The sequence below is a fragment of the Stenotrophomonas sp. 28608_Sma genome (assembly GCF_056486185.1).
The window spans coordinates 3871013-3890754 of record NZ_CM151308.1; the positions used below are offsets into that span (position 1 = coordinate 3871013).

The 19742-nt window shown below is 67.4% G+C and carries 20 protein-coding genes; 2 read left to right on the forward strand and 18 right to left on the reverse strand.

Annotation, left to right across the window (positions count from 1 at the left end; genetic code table 11):
• From pal to aspS, 15 genes are all read right to left on the reverse strand, one after another.
• Complete coding sequence (gene pal, locus ACZLHH_RS18325) at nt 1-519, reverse strand: peptidoglycan-associated lipoprotein Pal (RefSeq protein WP_032128527.1); 519 nt, start codon at nt 517-519, stop codon at nt 1-3.
• A 64-nt stretch (nt 520-583) separates the two neighbouring features.
• Nucleotides 584-1903 carry a Tol-Pal system beta propeller repeat protein TolB gene (tolB, locus tag ACZLHH_RS18330; protein ID WP_032128528.1) on the reverse strand — a complete coding sequence of 440 codons (1320 nt, stop codon included), beginning with the start codon at nt 1901-1903 and terminating at the stop codon, nt 584-586.
• A gap of 284 nt (nt 1904-2187) precedes the next feature.
• The gene (tolA, locus tag ACZLHH_RS18335; RefSeq protein ID WP_180844950.1) at nt 2188-3243 is read right to left on the reverse strand and encodes a cell envelope integrity protein TolA; all 1056 of its coding nucleotides are present in this window, start codon (nt 3241-3243) and stop codon (nt 2188-2190) included.
• On the reverse strand, nt 3233-3661 hold the full coding sequence (tolR, locus tag ACZLHH_RS18340; protein WP_049400778.1) for a protein TolR: 429 nt from the start codon (nt 3659-3661) through the stop codon (nt 3233-3235). Before tolR ends, tolA begins: the two co-directional genes overlap by 11 nt.
• Before the next feature lie 24 nt (nt 3662-3685).
• On the reverse strand, nt 3686-4465 hold the full coding sequence (gene tolQ / locus ACZLHH_RS18345; protein ID WP_006438802.1) for a protein TolQ: 780 nt from the start codon (nt 4463-4465) through the stop codon (nt 3686-3688).
• A 10-nt stretch (nt 4466-4475) separates the two neighbouring features.
• The gene (ybgC, locus tag ACZLHH_RS18350; RefSeq protein WP_071229045.1) at nt 4476-4907 is read right to left on the reverse strand and encodes a tol-pal system-associated acyl-CoA thioesterase; all 432 of its coding nucleotides are present in this window, start codon (nt 4905-4907) and stop codon (nt 4476-4478) included.
• Nucleotides 4897-5937: a Holliday junction branch migration DNA helicase RuvB gene (ruvB, locus tag ACZLHH_RS18355; RefSeq protein WP_010481595.1), complete on the reverse strand. Its 1041-nt coding sequence runs from the start codon at nt 5935-5937 to the stop codon at nt 4897-4899. The genes ybgC and ruvB overlap by 11 nt, the downstream gene beginning before the upstream one ends.
• Nucleotides 5938-6696: 759 nt before the next feature.
• Nucleotides 6697-8616, reverse strand: a complete 1920-nt coding sequence (locus ACZLHH_RS18360) for a potassium transporter Kup (protein WP_032128529.1) — start codon at nt 8614-8616, stop codon at nt 6697-6699.
• 49 nt (nt 8617-8665) lie between these two features.
• On the reverse strand, nt 8666-9259 hold the full coding sequence (ruvA, locus tag ACZLHH_RS18365) for a Holliday junction branch migration protein RuvA (RefSeq protein WP_005410756.1): 594 nt from the start codon (nt 9257-9259) through the stop codon (nt 8666-8668).
• Between the two features lie 13 nt (nt 9260-9272).
• Entirely contained in the window at nt 9273-9794 is a 522-nt protein-coding gene (gene ruvC / locus ACZLHH_RS18370; protein ID WP_032128530.1) for a crossover junction endodeoxyribonuclease RuvC, read from the reverse strand.
• 105 nt (nt 9795-9899) lie between these two features.
• Nucleotides 9900-10631, reverse strand: coding sequence for a YebC/PmpR family DNA-binding transcriptional regulator (locus ACZLHH_RS18375; protein ID WP_032128531.1), 732 nt, complete (start codon nt 10629-10631; stop codon nt 9900-9902).
• Nucleotides 10632-10793: 162 nt separating this feature from the next.
• Nucleotides 10794-11426: an esterase/lipase family protein gene (locus tag ACZLHH_RS18380; RefSeq protein ID WP_032128532.1), complete on the reverse strand. Its 633-nt coding sequence runs from the start codon at nt 11424-11426 to the stop codon at nt 10794-10796.
• Between the two features lie 75 nt (nt 11427-11501).
• The gene (locus ACZLHH_RS18385; protein WP_107431468.1) at nt 11502-12023 is read right to left on the reverse strand and encodes a GNAT family N-acetyltransferase; all 522 of its coding nucleotides are present in this window, start codon (nt 12021-12023) and stop codon (nt 11502-11504) included.
• A 31-nt stretch (nt 12024-12054) separates the two neighbouring features.
• On the reverse strand, nt 12055-12390 hold the full coding sequence (locus ACZLHH_RS18390; protein WP_180844949.1) for a DNA primase: 336 nt from the start codon (nt 12388-12390) through the stop codon (nt 12055-12057).
• 16 nt (nt 12391-12406) lie between these two features.
• Nucleotides 12407-14158, reverse strand: a complete 1752-nt coding sequence (gene aspS, locus ACZLHH_RS18395) for an aspartate--tRNA ligase (protein WP_107431470.1) — start codon at nt 14156-14158, stop codon at nt 12407-12409.
• A 158-nt stretch (nt 14159-14316) separates the two neighbouring features.
• Here aspS and ACZLHH_RS18400 point away from each other — a divergent pair, with 158 nt between their 5' ends.
• Entirely contained in the window at nt 14317-15060 is a 744-nt protein-coding gene (locus tag ACZLHH_RS18400; protein WP_032128536.1) for a DUF3011 domain-containing protein, read from the forward strand.
• A gap of 133 nt (nt 15061-15193) precedes the next feature.
• On the opposite strand, the gene ACZLHH_RS18405 is transcribed toward ACZLHH_RS18400, so the two are convergent.
• From ACZLHH_RS18405 to blaL2, 3 genes are all read right to left on the reverse strand, one after another.
• Nucleotides 15194-15835, reverse strand: a complete 642-nt coding sequence (locus ACZLHH_RS18405) for a hypothetical protein (RefSeq protein WP_049422905.1) — start codon at nt 15833-15835, stop codon at nt 15194-15196.
• Nucleotides 15836-15890: 55 nt separating this feature from the next.
• On the reverse strand, nt 15891-17105 hold the full coding sequence (locus tag ACZLHH_RS18410) for a cation:proton antiporter (RefSeq protein ID WP_032128538.1): 1215 nt from the start codon (nt 17103-17105) through the stop codon (nt 15891-15893).
• A gap of 85 nt (nt 17106-17190) precedes the next feature.
• A complete protein-coding gene (gene blaL2 / locus ACZLHH_RS18415; RefSeq protein WP_180844948.1) occupies nt 17191-18102 on the reverse strand; it encodes a L2 family extended-spectrum class A beta-lactamase in 912 nt (303 codons plus the stop codon).
• Between the two features lie 176 nt (nt 18103-18278).
• Here blaL2 and ampR point away from each other — a divergent pair, with 176 nt between their 5' ends.
• Nucleotides 18279-19145 carry a LysR family transcriptional regulator AmpR gene (ampR, locus tag ACZLHH_RS18420; RefSeq protein ID WP_071229666.1) on the forward strand — a complete coding sequence of 289 codons (867 nt, stop codon included), beginning with the start codon at nt 18279-18281 and terminating at the stop codon, nt 19143-19145.
• The last annotated feature ends 597 nt before the right edge of the window (nt 19146-19742 follow it).

The window sequence follows — 19742 nt, forward strand, 5'->3', positions numbered from 1 at the left end:
TTACTGCGCGGTGTAGACGATTTCGACGCGACGGTTCTGCGACCAGCAGGACTCGTTCGACTCGGTGCAGACCGGACGCTCTTCACCGTAGGACACGACGGTCAGCTGCGAAGCCGAGCCACCGTTGGCCTGCAGGGCCGAGTTGACGCCGTTGCCACGACGCTCGCCCAGGGCCTGGTTGTACGCGCGCGAACCGCGCTCGTCGGTGTGGCCCTGCAGGGTGATGCGCGAGGACGGACGGTCACGCAGGTACTTGGCGTGGCACGCCATGATGGCCTGGAATTCCGGCTTCACGTCTTCCTTGTCCAGGTCGAAGTAGACAACGCGCTGGCGCAGGCAAGCGTCGGTGTCCAGGTCGCCCGGGCCGTACAGGCCGGAGGTCGACGGAGCGGTCGGGGTGGTGGTCGAGGTGCCGGTGTCAACCGGGGCTGCCGGCTCTTCCTTCACCTTCTTCGAGCAACCGGCCAGGACGGCCACAGACAGCAGGGAAACAAGCAGAACGCGGGTGGACTTGTTCATGGCGATACCTTTGTGGCTCCTAGGCCGATGAGGGGTTCAAGACAGCGAAAATATTAACACTCTTTTAGCGCTGGGTACGGTATGGGGACCATGCCGGTTCGCGCACATCTCCGTCAGCCAGAACCAACCGCTGGCGCACGCGCGCATCGGCAGAAACGGCGTACAGCACACCACGGCCACCCTCGCGGGCGGCGTACAACACCATGCTTGCGTTGGGCGCAAAGCTCGGAGATTCATCCAGCGAACCCGGGGACAGCGTGCTCCAGCGGGGCGAACCCAGCGAGCTGTCCATCATCGCGATCTTGTAGCTGTTGCCCGAGCCCTGGGCGACGGCGATCTTCTTGCCATCGTAGGACACCGAGGGCTTGGCATTGTAGTTGCCCTGGAAGGTCACGCGCTCGGCGCTGCCGCCGCCCGCACCGACCTTGTAGACCTGCGGACGGCCGCCGCGGTCGGAGGTGAAGTACACCGCGCTGCCGTCCGGTGCCCAGGTCGGCTCGGTATCGATGGCGAAGTGGTTGGTCAGCTGGGTCAGCTGCTTGCTGCCCAGGTCCATCACGTAGATTTCCGGGTTACCCGAACGCGACAGGGTCAGGGCCAGCTTGCGGCCGTCCGGCGAGAACGCCGGGGCGCTGTTGATGCCGCGGAAGCTGGTGACCAGCTCACGCGCACCGGTGCCGATGTTCTGGATGTAGATGGCCGAATTGCCACGCTCGAAGCTGACGTAGGCCAGCTTGCTGCCATCCGGGCTCCACGACGGCGACAGCAGCGGCTCGGCCGAACGCACGATGGTCTGCGGGTTGTAGCCATCGGAGTCGGCCACCATCAGCGCGTAGCGCATGGCGTCGCCCTTGCCGCTGGCGGTCACGTAGGCGATGCGGGTCCAGAAGGCGCCGCGCACACCGGTGATCTTCTCGTAGATGGCGTCGGCCATCTGGTGGGCGACGTCACGCATGGCGTTGCCACGGGCGGTCATCGCCAGGCCCAGCAGGCGCTCGCCCTTCGGTACGTCGAACAGTTCGTACTCGACACGGTAGGCGCCGGCACCGGCGTCGAGCACGCGGCCGACCACGATGTAGTTCTGCTTCAGCGCGCGCCAGGTGGCGAACTGGATGTCGCCGCCCCGCACGGGCTTTTCGACGATCTGTGCTTCCGGCAGCGTGCGGAACTGGCCCGAACGCTCGAGGTCGGCGCGGACCACGCCGGCGACGTCGGTCTGCGGTGCAGCCGCCGAACCCTGGTAGGGCATCGGCACGATGGTGATCGGCAGCGCGGAGGCATTGCCGCCGATGATGTCGATATCCAGCCCCTTCTGCTGCGCGACGGCAGCAAAGGGCAGCAACAGGGCCGCAAACACGGCAAGCCAGCGAGGCATCTTTTTCATGGAGCGCTCAATAGGGGGAAACCGGAACGAGGGATAGCAAAGCGGGAGTGAACCGCTTCGCAATCATGAACCAAGGGTACGTGAATTCCGGGTCAGTTCCAGCCCGTCCTCTCACGCACCGTTAACGTCGTGGCTAACATCGCACCGCCTGCCCCGGCCACACCGCCCCGCAGGGTGGTATTCCACAGCAGCCCCCAGCCTGCCCGGCTGAAACCGGGCCCGCCAGAGGCAAGCGCGACATCCGTGGGCGCAGGTGACCCGAGAGCCACCTTGCCCTGCCCGCCTCAGCGATCCTGGGCAGTAAAGGTGAAGTTGAGCGTGCGTGCGAACACAGACTCGAAGCCGCGGTACGGCAGCGGCTGCGCGTTGAGCACGGCGGCCTCGATCGAACGCTTGCCGGCCTCGTCGTACGGGCAGTTCGGGCTGACCTTGGCCTGCATCACCGTGCCCCCCGGAATCTGGGTGATGGTGATCTGGCAACGCTGGCCGAGCGGCACCGTATCCGGGCGCACCCACTGCGACAGCACCTTGGCCTGGATCGCGGCCGCGTACTTGGCCGAAAGATCATCGCTGTTGCCACCGCCACCGGCGGCCGGCTGGGAGGCACCGCTGGAACCGGCAGCGGCACTGCCGGCAGCATTACGCGCGGCTGCCACCTGGCGCAGCTTCTGCTCGGCCAGCTTGGCTTCCTTCTCGGCCTGCTCGCGGCGGGCGCGGATCTCGGCGATCTTCTTCTGCTTCTCGGCCTCGGCCTTGTCAGCCGCCACGCGCTCCTGCTCGGCCTGCTTCTTCTTTTCGTCCGCTTCCTGCTGCCTGGCCAGGCGCAGCTTCTGCTCCGCTTCTTCCTGGCGCTTGCGTTCGGTCAGGTCGATCTGTTCCTGGCGGCGCTTGGCTTCCTGTTCCTGCTTGGCCTTCTCCTGCGAGATGGCCAGCGCGCTCACCGCTTCCTGGTCCTTGGTGTCCGGCTGCGCGACACGCTCCTGCGCCTGTTGCTGCTGGGGCGTGGGGGCGTCCTGCGGGCGCGGCTCGGGAATCGGCTGCGGCGGCGGGATGGTGTCTTCCGGCACCGGGATCGGCTCGGCGACTGGCGGCGGCAGGTCCTCCAGCTTCTCCGACTGGCGCAGGGCCTGGCGCGCGGCGGAGGCCTCGGACGAGGACAGCGCCAGGCTGGCCTCGACCGAGGGGTCGCCGGCGGCGGCATCGGTGTTGCGCTCGGGCGACCAGAACCAGGCCACGATGAACACCAGCGCGACCAGCAGGTGCACCAGCAACGCCAGCGCCAGGGGCAAGCCCCAGCCGGGTTCGCGCTGATGCGGGGGTGGCAGGGCGTCAGCGTGCATCGGTGGCCAGGCCTACCTTGTCTACCTTGGCGCGCTTGATCACATCCATTGCAGCAATGACCTTTTCATAGGCCACGGCGCGGTCGGCGGCGACGATCACGCGCACGCCCTTGTCCTGGGCGGCGATGCCGGCCAGACGACCTTCCAGTTCCTCGGCCGACACGGCGGTCGGGTCCTTGGCGTCGGGCAGCTTCAGGCTGAGCTGGCCGTCCTGGCGCACCGAGACGATCACCGGATCCTGCTTGCTCTCCAGCGCCTTGGCGTTGGACTGCGGCAGGTCGACGTCGAAGCTCAGGGTGAGCAGCGGTGCGGTGACCATGAAGATGATCAGCAGCACCAGCATGACGTCGATGTAGGGAACGACGTTGATTTCCGATTTCAGCTTGCGGCGCTTGCGGCGACCGATGGCAGCGGACATGGCTTGGACTCCCGGGTCAGGCGCTTACTCGTCGCCAGCGCTCTGGCGCTGCAGGATGGAGCTGAACTCTTCGGCGAAGGTCTCGAACCGCACCGACATGCGCTCCACGCGCGTGGTGAAGCGGTTGTAGGCCCACACCGCCGGGATCGCCACGAACAGGCCGATGGCGGTGGCGAACAGTGCCTCGGAGATGCCCGGCGCGACGGCGGCGATGCCGGCCTGCGCACCGCTGCTGATCATGTCGTGCATGGTCACCATGATGCCGAACACGGTACCGACCAGGCCCACGTAAGGCGCGGTCGAGCCGATGTTGGCCAGCAGTTCCAGGTTGCGCTCAAGCTGGTCCACTTCGCGGGTGTAGGTGGTGCGCATGGCACGCTGTGCGCCTTCCAGCTGGGCACGACCGTCCAGGCGGCGCTTGTCGCGCAGGCGGGTGTACTCGCGGAAGCCGGCTTCGAAGATGGCTTCCAGGCCGCCGACATTGCGGCTGCGGTCGGTGGCCGAGCTGTACAGCTTGCCCAGGTCCGCACCGGACCAGAAGCGGTTCTCGAACTCGTCGGCTTCGCGGGTGGCCTGCTTGAACACGCGGGCCTTGCGGAAAATGATCACCCAGCTGACGAACGAGCCGACCAGCAGCAGCAGCACGATGATCTTCACCGGCAGGCTGGCCTTGGCCATCAGTTCGAGGTAGTTGATGCCGCCGCCAGTGGTGGCCTGGGCAAGGGTCTGTGTCGCGGCATTGCTGACGTCGGCCGGCAGTGCCTCGGTGACCGTGGCCTGCAGGGCCAGGAGCGTTGCGATCATCCGTTGTTCCTCAGTGTTCGGATTCGGGGTGGAGGTGGGGTTGCAGCACGGCAAGGACGGCCTCGTCCATGCCACGCGGGCGGAAACTGGCCGCTTCCAGTGCGGCGATGCGGACCTGCGCCGACAGCAGCAGCTCGCCGTCGCGCAGGATCTGCTGGTCGAAGACCATGCTGGCCTTCTTCAGCTGGACCAGGCGGGCACTCACCTGCAGGGTGTCATCCAGCCGTGCCGGCTTGATGAAATCCATCTGCATCGAGCGCACCGCGAAGACCATCCCGTGCTCGGCGCGCATGCGCTCCTGGCCGTAGCCCAGCGCACGCATCCATTCGGTCCGGGCCCGTTCCATGAAGGCCACGTAGCGGGCGTGGTAGACCACGCCACCTGCGTCGGTATCTTCCCAGTAAATGCGTGTCGGCCAACTGAATCGGGGCTCAACCGACATCGGGAACCTCCGCGAACAGGTCCTGCGGCGGGTTCTTCGGCTTCAGGCCCATGTGCCGGTAGGCCTTGTGGGTGGCCATGCGGCCACGCGCGGTGCGCACCAGGAAGCCCTGCTGGATCAGGTACGGCTCGACCACGTCTTCCAGCGTGCCGCGCTCTTCAGACAGCGCCGCCGCCAGCGATTCGATGCCGACCGGGCCGCCATCGAAGTAGTCGACCATGGTCTTGAGCAGGCGCCGGTCAAGCTCGTCGAAGCCTTCCGGGTCAACCTTGAGCATCTTCATCGCAGCCTGGGCCACGGCCTCGTCGATGTGGCCGCCGGCCTTCACCTGCGCATAGTCGCGCACGCGGCGCAGCAGGCGGTTGGCGATACGCGGGGTGCCACGCGCGCGGCGCGCGATCTCCCCTGCCCCATCGGCCGTGCAGTCGATGGCCAGGATGGCTGCCGAGCGGCGCACGATCCGGGTCAGCTCCTCGACGCTGTAGAACTCCAGGCGCTGGACGATGCCGAAGCGGTCGCGCAACGGCGCGGTCAGAAGGCCAGCACGGGTGGTGGCACCGATCAGGGTGAACGGCGGCAGGTCGATCTTGATCGAGCGGGCGGCGGGGCCCTCGCCGATCATGATGTCGATCTGGAAATCTTCCATCGCCGGGTACAGCACTTCCTCCACCACCGGCGACAGGCGATGGATCTCGTCGATGAACAGCACATCGTGCGGCTGCAGGTTGGTCAGCAGCGCGGCGAGGTCGCCGGCCTTCTCGATCACCGGGCCGGAGGTGACCCGCAGGGCCACGCCCAGCTCGTTGGCGATGACATGGCTGAGGGTGGTCTTGCCCAGGCCGGGCGGCCCGAAGATCAGCACGTGGTCGAGCGCGTCGCCGCGCCCCTTGGCCGCCTGGATGTAGATCTCCATCTGCTCGCGCACCGGCACCTGGCCGAGGTAGTCGGCAAGGCGCTTGGGGCGGATGCTGGCGTCGGCGGCGTCATCCTCGCGGGTGGCGCCGGCGCCGATGATGCGGTCGTCGGTCATGTGCTGATTATGCGGCAAAAGCGCGCGTTTCGGCCGGGCTGCGCCCGGCACCCGCAGAGGCAACTGCAACGGCCGGAGCAACAGCCAAAGCTGAGTTCCTGGGGAATGGCGGGGTGGGTCCGCTTGCGGGGAACGCTGCAAGTACCCCTCCGGGGCCCGGCCCAGCCGCTGGCGGCTGTGCGTTCGGGCGCTTGCGAAGCAGTGCTTCGCAAGCAAAGCGCCCTCACCCATGTAAGCTCGGTCGCCGCTTGCTCGTGTGCGCAATCCTGCGCACACGGCAAGACCGGGGTTGGGCGTCCTGCCCAACCCGCCCGAGGCATGCCTCGGGCCCATGCGGCTCACGCCCCCGGACCCACCCCGCCTTCGACAGTTTCCTGCGGCCTGTCGGAACGGCGTTCTGCTTTGGTGGGTGCCGACCGTTGGTCGGCACGGTAGATCCAGGCGTGGAGGAAACTGGAGAGCAGAGTGGGCCAAGCTTCAAGCGCGCGGCGCCTCCGCAAGTGGAGCCCCCTTGTTGTTCAAGGGGGCGCGCCGACAGGCGGGGGGATAAGGTGGAATGCGCGGAACGCCGGCGCCCAAGGCGCCTGCGTTTCAAGGGGGCGCGCCGACAGGCGCGGGGATAAGGTGGAATGCGCGGAACGCCGGCGCCCAAGGCGCCTGCGTTTCAAGGGGGCGCGCCGACAGGCGCGGGGATAAGGTGGAATGCGCGCGGGACCCACGGTTTGCGCAGCAAATCGTGGGACGTAGCGCAGGTGGAGATTAAATCTCCACCTGCGCGCCCAGTTCCACCAATCTGTTGCCCGGAATCCGGAAGAAGCCCGTGGCCGGAGCGGCGTTCCTGTGCATCAGCGCGAACAGCTTGTCGCGCCAGATCGGCATGCCGCGGTTGGCGGTGGCGACGATGGTTTCGCGGCTGGCGAAGAAGGTGGTGTCCATCGGGTCGAAGTAGATGCCGCCGTGGTCGCACGAGCGCATCAGCGCCAGCGGCACGTCCGGGGTCTCCATGAAACCGAAGCGCACGTAGACGCGATAGAACTCGTCGCCCACCGATTCGATCTTCAGCCGCTGCCCTTCCATCGCATAGGGAATGGGCAGGGTTTCCACGTGCAGGAACACGTTGCGCTCGTGCAGCACCTTGTTGTGCTTGAGGTTGTGCATCAGCGCGTGCGGGGCCACGGTCGGGTCGGCGGTGAGGAATACCGCGGTGCCCGGCACGCGTACCGGCGGCGCCAGCATCAGGCCTGGCAGGAAGGTGTCCAGGCGGATGCCGTCCTTGCGGATCTCATCGCGCAGCAGCTCGCGGCCACGGCGCCAGGTGCGCATCATGGTGAACAGGAAGATGCCCAGCACCACCGGGAACCAGGCGCCCTGCAGCAGCTTGGCGCCGTTGGCGATGACGAAGCCGAGGTCGATGACGAAGAACACCACACACAGCGGCAGGATCCACTTGCGCGCCTTCGGCCACAGCGAGCGCGCCACCAGGGCCAGCAGCAGGGTGTCGATCAGCATGGTGGCCGACACCGAGATGCCGTAGGCCACCGCCAGGTTGGAGGAGCTGCGGAAGGCCAGCACCAGGCCGATCACCATCACCGCGATGCCCCAGTTGATACCCGGGATGTAGATCTGGCCGATGGTGTCGTGCGAGGTGTGCTTGATGCGCATGCGCGGGATGTAGCCCAGCTGCATGGCCTGGCGCGATACCGAGAACGCGCCGGTGATGACCGACTGCGAAGCAATCACCGCGGCCATGGTGGCCAGGATGATCATCGGATACAGCGCCCACGACGGCACCGCTTCGAAGAACGGATTTTTCACCGCCTCGGGGTGGTTGAGCACCAGCGCACCCTGCCCCAGGTAGTTCAGCACCAGGCACGGCAGCACGAAGAAGTACCAGGCGTGGCGGATCGGCTTGGCACCGAAGTGGCCCATGTCGGCGTACAGCGCCTCACCGCCGGTCACTGCCAGCACCACCGCACCGAGGATGAAGATGCTGTGCCAGCCATGCTCCATGAAGAAGCGGATTGCCCACCACGGGTTGAACGCCTTCAGCACTTCCGGTGCATCGACGATGTTGTAGATGCCGATCGCCGCCAGCGAAATGAACCAGATCGAGGTGATCGGCCCGAACAGCTTGCCGATCTTCGCGGTGCCGAAGCGCTGTACCGCGAACACGGCCAGCAGTACCACCACGGTGATCGGCACGATGAAGGCGTGCAGTCCTGGCGCGGCAACTTCCAGGCCTTCCACCGCACCCAGCACCGATATCGCGGGGGTGATCACGCCATCGCCGAAGAACAGCGAGGCACCGAAGATGCCGAGGATGCCGACCACATAGGCCGAGCGCGACCCGTTGCGCAGCGTGCGCTGGGTCAGCGCCATCAGCGCCATGATGCCGCCCTCGCCGTCGTTGTCGGCGCGCATGATGATGGTCACGTACTTCAGCGTGACCACGATGTTCAACGCCCAGAACGCCAGCGACAGCACGCCCAGCACGGTGTCGTGGTCACTGTTGAGCCCGTAGTGCGGCGAGAACGCCTCCTTCAGGGTGTACAGCGGGCTGGTACCGATATCGCCGAAGACCACGCCGATCGCACCGATGATCAGCGCCAGGCCTCCGGCTGGAGGGGCGTGACCGTGGCCGCCTGGGGCAGCTGCGTGCGGGGTTTGACTGCTGGACATGGGACTCCTGGCGGGGCTCAGGCGGTTCGTTGGAGGAAAGGAAAGCGGGTCAGCGCAGCGCCGACTGCAGCGCCTTGCGGATCACGGTGGCCACTTCGTCACCTTCGTTGAAGGCATCGCGGGCCATGCGCGCCGCTTCGGCCGGCTTGTAGCCCAGCTGCTGCAGGGCCACGGTGGCATCGGACAGCGGATCGGCCGGGGCCGGGCCGCTGCCGGTGGGCAGCGCGCCGCCGGCACCGAACTGGGCGGCGCGGTCGCGCAACTCCAGCACCATGCGCTCGGCGGTCTTCTTGCCGATGCCCGGAATGCGGGTCAGCGCGGTGATGTCACCGGCCTGGACCATGCGCGCGAATTCCTCGACGGTGACGCCGGACAGCACGGCCAGCGCGATCTTCGCGCCGATGCCACTGACCTTCTGCACGTCGCGGAACAGGCGCCGCTCACCTTCGCGCAGGAAGCCGTACAGCGAGACGCTGTCTTCCTTCTGCGAGTAATGGGTGTACAGGGTGACCTCGCGGCCGAGCTCGGGCAGGTCGTAGAAGGTGCTCATCGGCGCCTCCAGCTCGTAGCCCACTCCGTTCACGTCCACCACCAGCCACGGCGGCGCCTTGTAGGCGACGATGCCGCGCAGTCGACCGATCATTGCGTGCAGCTCCTCATTTGCGGCCCCACGCCTGGCGGGCACTGAGCCCCAGGCGGTTGGCCGTTGCCCTTACGTGGGCATGGGTGATCGCCACTGCCAACGCGTCGGCCGCGTCGGCCTGCAGCTTGGTTTTCAGGTTGAGCATGAGCCCGACCATGTGTTGAACCTGTTGCTTTTCGGCGCCACCGCGTCCGACCACCGCCAGCTTGATCTCGCTGGCGGCGTATTCGTGCACCGGCAGGTCACGCAGCACCACGGCGGAAATCGCCGCGCCACGGGCCTGGCCCAGCTTCAGCGCCGAATCGGGGTTGCGCGCCATGAACACGCGTTCGATGGCCACTTCCTGCGGCTGGTACTCGCGGCACAGGTCAGCCAGGCCCAGCACCAGCAGCTTCATGCGCTGCGGGAAATCGTCGGCGCCGAGCAGCACCAGCGGCTGGTGGTGCACGTGGCTGACGCGGCCGGTGGCGTCGACATCAATGATGCCGACCCCGGTCCGCTGCGAACCGGGGTCGATGCCGAGGATGCGGGTCATGCTGCACTCCTGGCGGGGCGGAACGGGAGGCGCTGGCAGGCGTATGGGCTCATGACTGTCCGCGGTGACCGTTCAACGGCCCGCGCCCAGGCCGTCAAGGACGGCTCAGGCGTAGGCGTCGGCGCCGAGTTCGGCGTTGGAGTACACGTCCTGCACGTCGTCCAGGTCTTCAAGCATGTCCAGCAGCTTCTTGACCTGCAGGGCAACCTCGCCCTCGACCTTGATGTCGTTGTCCGCGCGGAAGGTGATTTCGGCGTGGTCGGCGACATGGCCAGCGGCGGCCATCGCATCCTTGACCGCGTTGAACGCGTCAGGGCTGGTGACCACGTCGATCGAGCCGTCGTCCGGGTAGACCACGATGTCATCGGCGCCGGCCTCGATGGCCGCTTCGGTGATGGCTTCCTCGTCGGCACCCGGGGCGAAGCTGAGCACGCCCAGGCGCTTGAACATGAAGGCGACCGAGCCTTCGGTGCCCATGTTGCCGCCGCACTTGCTGAACGCATGGCGGACATCGGCCACCGTGCGCACGCGGTTGTCGGTCAGGCAGTCGACGATCACGGCCACGCCACCCGGGGCGTAGCCCTCGTAGCGGATTTCCTCGTAATCGACGCCTTCCAGTTCGCCGGTAGCCTTCTTGATGGCGCGCTCGATCACGTCCTTGGACATGTTCACGGCCAGGCCCTTGTCCACGGCCACGCGCAGGCGCGGGTTGTTGTTGGGGTCGCCTCCACCGCCGCGCGCGGCAACGCCGATCTCGCGGATGATCTTGGTGAAAATCTTGCCGCGCTTCGCGTCGGACGCGTTCTTGCGGGCTTCGATGGAGGGGCCTCTACCCATGGGTGCTACCGTCTGGCTGCTTCAGGATCAAGGCGCGGATTCTACCTGATCGGGGGCGGCAACCGTGTCTAGGGCGGAGGGATGCCGCCAGGTCATGCCCGGCGGAGAGCGTGCGAACCAACGGTTCGCACCCACCGAGGCAGGCCCGTCGCACCCACTCAATCATGCAGCGGCGGCGTCGCGGCTGTGATCGAACTGGCCGTGGCGCAGGAAATGCGCGGTCTGCCGCGCGGCATCGGGCGATACCACCAGGCCACTGTGGCTGGTACGTACCACGCAATGGTCGGCCAGGCCCGGCAGGCGTGTCTCGGCCAGGGCCACGGTACCGTCGGAGGCGTCGTCGATGGCGCCCAACAGGCTGCCCAGGCCGTGCGGCACCGAACCGGCGATCAGGCCAACCTCGGCCCTGCCCTGCCAGTCCGGCAGGCCATCGAGCAGCAGATCGCTGCTGCGCCCCAACGCCAGGCCCCAGCCGTGCTCGGACAGCGAACGCGCAGTGCCACTGCCGCGCAGCGGCGAGCCCAGGCAGACCACGCGCTGCACATCCAGCTGCGGCTGGCGGCGCAAGGCCTCCAGCGCCAGCAATCCCCCCAGGCTGTGGCCGACCAGCGACAACGGGCCGGCATCGGCCAGCCGCTCCAGCAGCTGCGGCACGGCCACGTCGGGGCCACCAAACACCGAGGAGTAACCGAACGCGTGCACCTGGAAACCACGCGCGCGCAGGCGCCAGGCCAGCGGCCCGACCCAGGCACGGGCATTCCAGATGCCATGCAGCAGCAATACGGGGGGAGTCATGCAAACAGCCTGGCGGTCAGCGGGGCGGAAACGTACGGTGATTGAACACGCGCGCGCAGCAAGCGGCGGTGAACGTCAGGTCGCGCGCGGTGCGCGGCGCAGGATGAACTCGAGGTCCTGGGTGTCACCGACCGGGAACAGGTACTCGCCGGCCTTCTCGAATCCATAGCGGGCGTAGAAACGCTGTGCGCCGAAGTTCTCCGACCACACGCCCAGCCACAGCGTGCGCGGGCCTTCGTGTTCCAGCCAGGCCAGCGCGGTTTCCAGCAGGCGGCTGCCCCAGCCGCAGCTCTGCTGCGTCTTGACCAGGTACAGCCGCTTGAGTTCGCCGTCACCGGGCTTCACGTCCGGGTGCGGCAAGCCACAGGGGCCGGCGGCGGCATGGCCGACCGCCTCCCCGTCCAGCTCCAGCAGCCACACCGCGTAATCGGGGTGGGCCAGGATCACGCGCTGGCGCTCGACCGTGTAGGCCTCCTCGAGGAAGGCCTGCAGGTCCTGCGGCGGATACAGATGGCCGAAGGTTTCGGTGAACGTGCGGGCAGCCAGCGCCGACAGGGTCGGCGCGTCGTCCACGGTGGCGCGGCGGATCGAATACATGCAGGAAGTTGACGTCAGGGCGAAGCGCGGGTCAAGCCTTTTCAGGCGATTCCGATTCCGATTCCGCTTCTTCTTCCTCGTCCTCTTCCTCGTATTCCTCTTCGTCCTCGTCCTCGTCCTCTTCTTCGCCTTCCTCGTCCTCGTCGTACTCTTCCTCTTCGTCGTCCTCGTAATCCTCGACGCCGAAGTCTTCACCGTCCCAACGGCCCTCGCCGTCGGCGACGAAGGTCAGGGCCATCGCCGCCGGATTGGTACCGACGCGGACCAGCCAACCACCGAACACGCGCGCACGCTCGGTGACCAGGGTGGCCTCGGAGCCTTCATTGCCCAGCTTTTCCCACTCCAGCGAAAACGCAAACTCGGTCATTGCCTGGATCTCCTGATCAGTTGGTCTTGGGGCGAACCTGGATGTGCACTTCGGCCAGCTGCGCGTCGACGATCGGCGACGGCGCGTCGGTCATCAGATCCTGGGCACCGGTGGTCTTCGGGAACGGGATGACGTCGCGGATCGACTCGGTGCCGGCCATCAGCGCGGCGATGCGGTCGATGCCGAAGGCGATGCCACCGTGCGGCGGCGCGCCGTAGTTCAGCGCGTCGAGCAGGAAGCCGAACTTGGCGCGGGCTTCCTCGGCGCCGATGCCGAGCAGTTCGAACACCGCGCTCTGCATGTCCGGACGATGGATACGGATCGAACCGCCGCCGATTTCATTGCCATTGAGCACCATGTCGTAGCCGCGCGAAACGGCGGTACGGGCATTGGCGCGCAGGTCGGCGATGTCGTCCACGGCCGGTGCGGTGAAGGGGTGATGCAGGGCGACGTAGCGCTGTTCTTCCTCGTCCCACTCGAACATCGGGAAGTCGGTGACCCACAGCGGTGCCCAGCCGTCGGCGACCAGGCCGAAGTCCTTGCCGGCCTTCAGGCGCAGCGCGCCCATGAAGTCGGAGACCTTGTTGTAGCCACCGGCGCCGAAGAACACGATGTCACCGTTACCGGCGCCGACATGGGCGACCAGCGCGGCGAAGGATTCCTCGCTGAAGAACTTCTGGATCGGCGAGCTGATTTCGCCGTTGTCGGCGATCTTGATGTAGGCCAGGCCCTTGGCGCCGTACTTGGCGGCATGCGTGGCGTATTCGTCGATCTGCTTGCGCGACAGCGACGCACCGCCCGGGATGCGCAGCGCGGCAACGCGGCCCTCAGCATCATTGGCCGGGCCGGTGAACACGGCGAACTCGCTGTCCTTGACCAGCTCGGCCACGTCGACCAGCTCCAGCGCGATGCGCAGGTCCGGCTTGTCCGAGCCGTAGCGACGCATTGCCTCGGCCCAGGTCATGCGCGGGAAGCTGGCATCCAGCTGGACGTCGACCACTTCCTTGAAGATGGCGCGGATCATGTCCTCGACGAAATCCTGCACGTCGCGCTCGCGGACGAAGGCGAATTCCATGTCCAGCTGGGTGAATTCCAGCTGGCGGTCGGCACGCAGGGCCTCGTCGCGGAAGCAGCGCGCGATCTGGTAGTAGCGGTCGAAGCCGGCCACCATCAGGATCTGCTTGAACAGCTGCGGGCTCTGCGGCAGGGCGTAGAACTCGCCCGGATGCATGCGCGCCGGCACCAGGAAGTCGCGCGCGCCTTCCGGGGTGGCCTTGGTCAGGATCGGGGTCTCGATGTCCTGGAAGCCCTTTTCGTCCAGATGGCGGCGCAGGGCCTGCACCAGCTTGATGCGGGTGCGCTGCATGCGCTGCATTTCCGGGCGGCGCAGGTCCAGGTAGCGGTACTTCAGGCGGGTTTCCTCGCCCGGATTCTCGTGGGCGTGGAACGGCAGCGGCGCGGCCTTGTTCAGCACGGTGATGGCGGTGGCGATCACTTCCACCTTGCCGGTGCGCATCTTGTCGTTCACCGCGTGGCGGGCACGCACCACGCCTTCCACCTGCAGCACATCCTCGTAGCCCAGCGACGCGGCCACGGCGAACACGTCGGCGTTGTCGACTTCCACGGTCACCTGCACGATGCCTTCATGATCTCGAAGATCGATGAAGCAGACGCCGCCCTGGTTACGGGCCACGTCGGTCCAGCCGGCGAGGGTGACAGTCTGGCCAATCAGGGTCTCATCGACCAGGCCGCAGAAGTGGGTACGCATGGGGGGAAGCTCCGCTGGAGAACGCCGGCACCGGATGGGGGCCGGAAAGCCTCGTATTCTGCGGCCGAGGCCCCGGCCGGGGCAAATCCGGCCAGTCACACCGGCTTGATCGCCCCCCTCCCTATAGTCGGGCACCTGCCACCGTATGGGATGCCGCCATGAAACCGCTGTCCCTGGCCAGCCTGGCCGTAACCCTCAGCCTGGGTGCCGCGGGCACCCTTGCCCTGCCCGCCCCTTCCGCGCATGCGCAGAGCGGCGTGGTCCGCTGCGAAAGCCAGAACAACCGCGAACGGGTCTGCAACACCGGCTGGCGCAATGCGCAGCTGGTGCGCCAGCTGTCCGGCTCGGACTGCGATGAAGGACGCACCTGGGGCAGCCGTAACGGCAGCATCTGGGTCACCAACGGTTGCCGCGCGGAATTCGTCGAGGCCCGCGGTGGCTGGGGCGGCGGCAATGGCGGTGGCTGGGGCGGCAACAACGGCCGGCCCGGCGAGACCATCCGCTGCGAGAGCCAGAACAACCGCGAGCGCAGCTGCCCGGTCGGCTGGCGCAATGCCCGCCTGGTCCGCCAGCTGTCCGGCAGCCCCTGCAACGAAGGGCGTACCTGGGGCGTGCGCAACGGCGCGGTCTGGGTCAGTGGCGGCTGCCGTGCCGAATTCGCCGAAGCCCGCGGCTGGGGCGGTGGTGGCGGTGGCTGGGGGGGCGGCAACAGCAATTACTCAGTTACCTGCAGCAGCAACAACAACCGCTCGCAGACCTGCGACTGGGATGAGCGTCAGGGCCGCCCGGTGCTGCAGCAGCAGCTGTCCGGCAGTGCCTGCCAGGAAGGCCGCAGCTGGGGCTACTCACGTGGCCAGGTGTGGGTGAGCAATGGCTGCCGCGCGCGTTTCGGTACGCGGTAAGCACACGGCCGGATCCCTTGCCGACGGCCAGGGCTCTGATCCCGGTCCGGTATCCCGCATCCACGCATGGTGTGGATCTACTGAGGGCCTTTCTGGGGTCGAGGCCCTCCGCAGGAGGAATCCGACCCTGGGATCACGGGGCGGACGCTTTGTCGTCGCCCCACGGTGCAGGCGGCAGGGCAACCGGCTTGCTCAGGTCGAACTGCACGCGGAAGCGGCGGCCCTCCGGGCGGGTCAGCTCGTAGACAAAGGTCTGGTCGGGATCAATCTCCATCGCCCAGGTGTTGTGCGTGGAGGCCAGCATGTCGGCGCGGCGGAACATCGCCACCGAATCGGCGTCGGCGGGGAACTGCTGGCGCTCGGCGGTGCCCGGCGGCGTGCTGTCGCCACCGTAGAGGGTGATCGCGTCGGGGCTGCCGTCTTCGTGGCGATGGTCGTGCTTCAGGCGCAGGCCGGTTTCAGTACGGGTCAGCACCCAGGTCCGCGAGTGGTCATCGCCGACATGGAACGGGATGCGCAGCTCGTGCGCCGGATCGGCACAGCCGCGCACATGCATGACCAGGCGCTGCCCGGCGAACGGATCCTTGCCGGTCGGTGCCGGCGTGTCCTCCACCACCTTGCCGGCGTAAGCCTGGCCGCAATGCGCGGCGATGGCGGCCATGAAGGCATCGGCCGGTGCGGTCGCCAGATCATGGGCGACCGTATCGGAGCGCTGCGAACACGCAGCAAGGCTGAGCAGGAGGGCGGAAGCGGTGACAACGGCAGGCAGTTTCATGCCCCAACCCTAACGGCCATGGCCGAAGTGCGCAAACCGCACGCGCAGCATCCGCTCAGCGATCGACTGCAGATGCCGCTGGCAGGGTTTCGGTGGCCGCCACCGGCGCGGCTTCGCCTTCACCCGCAGGTTCCTGTTCAACCGGATCGACATCGAACGGCGTGCGGAACACCAGCGACGGCAACAGCGTGGTCAGTGCGGCATACAGCAGCAGCGCGCCGAACAGCACCGCCGGAATCTGGAAACGCTCGCGCATGATCGCCGCCAGCACCAGGGTGAAAATCAGCGTCGGGGCCAACGCCAGCGAGACCCGCAGGCTGCTGCGGAAGCTCTCGCCGAACATCACCCGACGCTGCAGCCAGACCACGCCGATGCGCAGCGGCAGCACCACCAGGGTGATCACGATGCCCAGCCCCAGCGCCTCAAAGCTCAGTGCTTCGCTGGGCACCTTGGTGCCGGCGTTGAAGAAGTAGAACGGCACGAAGAACGAGGCGAACAGGCGCAGCGCATGCAGGTTCTCGTGCGAGGCCAGCAGCGGCATGCGCTGGTGCAGCAGGCGCGCGACCAGGCCGGCGATGAAGGCACCGACCAGGTAATACACACCCAGCAGATAGGTGATGTACGCCGCGACCATGCCGACCATGACCAGCAGCGAGAACTCCGAACCCGGCGCGTGCGGCGCCACCCAGCGGCCCAGCGCGATGAACAGCAGCGGCAGGCCGACCATCATCGCCAGCAGCGCCAGGCTGGACAGCGCCATGTGCCCCGGGTCGCCGGCCTGCAGCACGATGAACAACGCGGCCAGCGCCAGCAGTTCACCGGCAATGGCCTTGCTGGTCACCCAGAATCGCTCGTCCTCGCTCAGGCCAAGCCGCGACAGCGAATCCATGATGAAACCGGTGGACGGCGTCAGCAGCGCCAGCGCCAGCAGGCCCGCGGCCTGCCACGGCAGCCCCGCGTAGCGCCAGGCCAGCCAGCCCACACCGAACAGCGTGCCGGTACGGATCACCAGATGCGCCAGCAGCGGCCACATGCCACGGCGCAGCGCCTGCAGATCCACTTCCAGGCCGGCGAACAGGAACAGCGAGGAAATGCCCAGCGTGGCCAACAGACCGATCACCGCGTCGTGCGCCTGGTCGCCCAGCCAGAGCATGCCGATGATGCCGAACAGCAGGCAGGTCAGCGGCGCGGGCAGGCTGAAACGCTGCAGCGCGCGCGGGATCACCAGCAGCGCAAAGATCAGCAGCAGGTAGATCAGTTCATGGCTCATGGGGGACTTCCGTGTGATTCGAACGCGCGCAGGATGCGCGCGCCGAACCGATCCGGCAAGCCACTTCTGAATGACCCCGGTTACCTCAACCGATCAGCCGATCGGCGATGCGGCCTACCTGCGCCAGCACCGTGGCACGCCGTTCGTTGCTGATCGCACCCGCCTGCAGGTAGGCGGTCAGCACCCAGGGCGTGCCGCCGGCCAGCGGCCACAACACGGCGATGTCGTTGCGCGCGTCCTCGCCGTTGCTGCCGGTCTTGTCACCGACGCGCCAGCGCTTGCCCAGGCCCGCGCGCAGGCAGGCGTCGCCGGTTTCGTTGTCGATCAGCCAATCGGCCAGCTGCTGCCGCGACGCCGGCTGCAGCACCTCGCCCAGCACCACGCGCTGCAGGGTCGCAGCCATCGCCGCCGGCGTGGTGGTGTCGCGCGGATCGCCCTTGGCAAAGCTGTTCAGCTCCGGCTCCAGGCGATCACTGCGGCTCACCGCATCACCGCTCGCGCGCAGGAACGCAGTCACCGCGGGCGGGCCACCGACCACGCCGAACAGCAGGTTGGCGGCAGTGTTGTCGCTGGTGATGATCGTGGCACGGCACAGATCGCGCACGGTCATGTCCTTGCCGGCGTGGCGACGGGTGACCGGCGCGTGCGAGAGCAGGTCGGCATCGCGCACCGGCACGCGCGTGTCCAGCAACGCGGGCCTGCGCTCGGCCTGGCTGAGCACGGTGGCGGCCAGCACGCTCTTGAACGTGCTGCACATCGGGAAACGCTCGTCCTGGCGATGACCGATGCGGCGGCCGCTGGCGGTATCCAGCAGGGTCACGCCGAGGCGGCCGGCACAGGCCTTTTCCAGCGCGGCGAAGTCGGTGGCGGCGGTGAGGGCGGCATCAGTCGGTGCACTGGCGGTGGTCTTGCCCGCCGCACGTGCCAGCAACGGCAGGGCAAGCGAGGAAGCAACAGCGGCACCACTGAACTGCAGGAATCGGCGACGGGCGAGCATGCGGGGTTCTCCTGGGGACCGCCCGATTATTGAAGCCTCGCACGCAGGCGACCAGCGCGAAAAATCAGCGGAAGGCATTAGCTGGATTAATGCCTGTCGCAATCAACCCTTTAATTCTTCTGAACTAGCTACTGGGAAGGTAGGATCAGCCATCACCCTGGCTCACGACTACTCTGATGCTGCACCCTACCCTGCCGCTGAACGCCCTGCGTGCCTTCGAGGCGGCCGCACGCCACCAGAACTTCACCCGTGCCGCGCTGGAGCTGTGCGTCAGCCAGGCCGCGCTGAGCCACCAGATCCGCGGGCTGGAGGACCGGCTCGGCATCCGCCTGTTCCATCGCCTACCGCGCGGCGTGGCGCTCACCGAGGAGGGCGCGGCGCTGTATCCGGTGCTCAACGAATCATTCGAGCGTATCTCGGCCAGCATCGCGCGCTACACCGGTGGCCCGGCCCGTGAAGTACTGACGCTGGGCGTGGTCGGCACCTTCGCCACCGGTTGGCTGCTGCCACGGCTGGCTGCGTTCGAGGCCGCGCACCCGGACATCGAGCTGCGACTGCAGACCCACAACAATCGCATCGATCTGGCCGGCGAGGGCCTGGACCTGGCGATCCGCTTCGGTGATGGCGACTGGCAGGGCCAGGCGTGCACGGCGATCCTCGACGCGCCGTTTGCACCGCTGTGCGCACCGGCGCTGGCGCGGCGGCTGAAACAGCCACGCGACCTGGGCACGCTGCCGCTGCTTCGTTCCTACCGCAGCGACGAATGGCCGCGCTGGCTGCAGGCGGCCGGGGTCAGCGGCGTGGAAGCGCGCGGGCCGGTATTCGATTCCTCGTTGACGGTCGCGATGGCCGCGGTCGGTGGTGCCGGCGTGGCGCTGCTGCCATTGCGCATGTTCGAGCAGGAGTTGGCTGAAGGCCGTTTGCTGCAGCCGTTCAGCACCACGCTGGAGCTGGGGCGCTACTGGCTGACGCGGTTGCGATCGCGTGCCGAACGTGAGCCGGCCAGGCGCTTCCGCGAATGGCTGCAGGCACAGGGCGCGTAGGTAGTGCCGGCCGCTGGCCGGCAACCCCTTGATCGTCGTGGGCGCATCGCGCTGCCGGCCAGCGGCCGGCACTACCGATCAGGACTCCAGCAGTTCCATCCACGCTGCCTCAGCTTTTTCCAGCTGGGCGGCAGCGGTTTCGCGGTCACGGCCGATCACCGCCATGCTCGCGTGCCGAGCGTGAGCCGGCGAAGCGGTTCCGCGAATGGCTGCAGGCGCAGGGCGCGTAGGTAGTGCCGGCCGCTGGCCGGCAACCTCTTGATCGTCGTGGGCGCATCGCGCTGCCGGCCAGCGGCCGGCACTACCGGTCAGGACTCCAGCAGTTCCATCCACGCTGCCTCAGCTTTTTGATCGTCGTGGGCGCATCGCGCTGCCGGCCAGCGGCCGGCACTACCGATCAGGACTCCAGCAGTTCCATCCACGCTGCCTCAGCTTTTTCCAGCTGGGCGGCAGCGGTTTCGCGGTCACGGCCGATCACCGCCATGCTCGCGTGCCGAGCGTGAGCCGGCGAAGCGGTTCCGCGAATGGCTGCAGGCACAGGGCGCGTAGGTAGTGCCGGCCGCTGGCCGGCAACCCCTTGATCGTTGTGGGCGCATC

Coding starts and splice junctions, on each gene's coding strand:
- ACZLHH_RS18360 (WP_032128529.1), bottom strand. CDS start 8,616: ATGTCCAGCAGTCAAACCCCGCACGCAGCTGCCCCAGGCGGCCACGGT.
- ACZLHH_RS18410 (WP_032128538.1), bottom strand. CDS start 17,105: ATGAGCCATGAACTGATCTACCTGCTGCTGATCTTTGCGCTGCTGGTG.
- tolQ (WP_006438802.1), bottom strand. CDS start 4,465: ATGATCGCAACGCTCCTGGCCCTGCAGGCCACGGTCACCGAGGCACTG.
- ACZLHH_RS18405 (WP_049422905.1), bottom strand. CDS start 15,835: ATGAAACTGCCTGCCGTTGTCACCGCTTCCGCCCTCCTGCTCAGCCTT.
- tolB (WP_032128528.1), bottom strand. CDS start 1,903: ATGAAAAAGATGCCTCGCTGGCTTGCCGTGTTTGCGGCCCTGTTGCTG.
- ACZLHH_RS18375 (WP_032128531.1), bottom strand. CDS start 10,631: ATGGGTAGAGGCCCCTCCATCGAAGCCCGCAAGAACGCGTCCGACGCG.
- ybgC (WP_071229045.1), bottom strand. CDS start 4,907: ATGTCGGTTGAGCCCCGATTCAGTTGGCCGACACGCATTTACTGGGAA.
- ACZLHH_RS18385 (WP_107431468.1), bottom strand. CDS start 12,023: ATGTATTCGATCCGCCGCGCCACCGTGGACGACGCGCCGACCCTGTCG.
- ACZLHH_RS18380 (WP_032128532.1), bottom strand. CDS start 11,426: ATGACTCCCCCCGTATTGCTGCTGCATGGCATCTGGAATGCCCGTGCC.
- ACZLHH_RS18400 (WP_032128536.1), top strand. CDS start 14,317: ATGAAACCGCTGTCCCTGGCCAGCCTGGCCGTAACCCTCAGCCTGGGT.
- ampR (WP_071229666.1), top strand. CDS start 18,279: ATGCTGCACCCTACCCTGCCGCTGAACGCCCTGCGTGCCTTCGAGGCG.
- ruvB (WP_010481595.1), bottom strand. CDS start 5,937: ATGACCGACGACCGCATCATCGGCGCCGGCGCCACCCGCGAGGATGAC.
- aspS (WP_107431470.1), bottom strand. CDS start 14,158: ATGCGTACCCACTTCTGCGGCCTGGTCGATGAGACCCTGATTGGCCAG.
- blaL2 (WP_180844948.1), bottom strand. CDS start 18,102: ATGCTCGCCCGTCGCCGATTCCTGCAGTTCAGTGGTGCCGCTGTTGCT.
- ruvA (WP_005410756.1), bottom strand. CDS start 9,259: ATGATCGGTCGACTGCGCGGCATCGTCGCCTACAAGGCGCCGCCGTGG.
- tolA (WP_180844950.1), bottom strand. CDS start 3,243: ATGCACGCTGACGCCCTGCCACCCCCGCATCAGCGCGAACCCGGCTGG.
- tolR (WP_049400778.1), bottom strand. CDS start 3,661: ATGTCCGCTGCCATCGGTCGCCGCAAGCGCCGCAAGCTGAAATCGGAA.
- ACZLHH_RS18390 (WP_180844949.1), bottom strand. CDS start 12,390: ATGACCGAGTTTGCGTTTTCGCTGGAGTGGGAAAAGCTGGGCAATGAA.
- pal (WP_032128527.1), bottom strand. CDS start 519: ATGAACAAGTCCACCCGCGTTCTGCTTGTTTCCCTGCTGTCTGTGGCC.
- ruvC (WP_032128530.1), bottom strand. CDS start 9,794: ATGACCCGCATCCTCGGCATCGACCCCGGTTCGCAGCGGACCGGGGTC.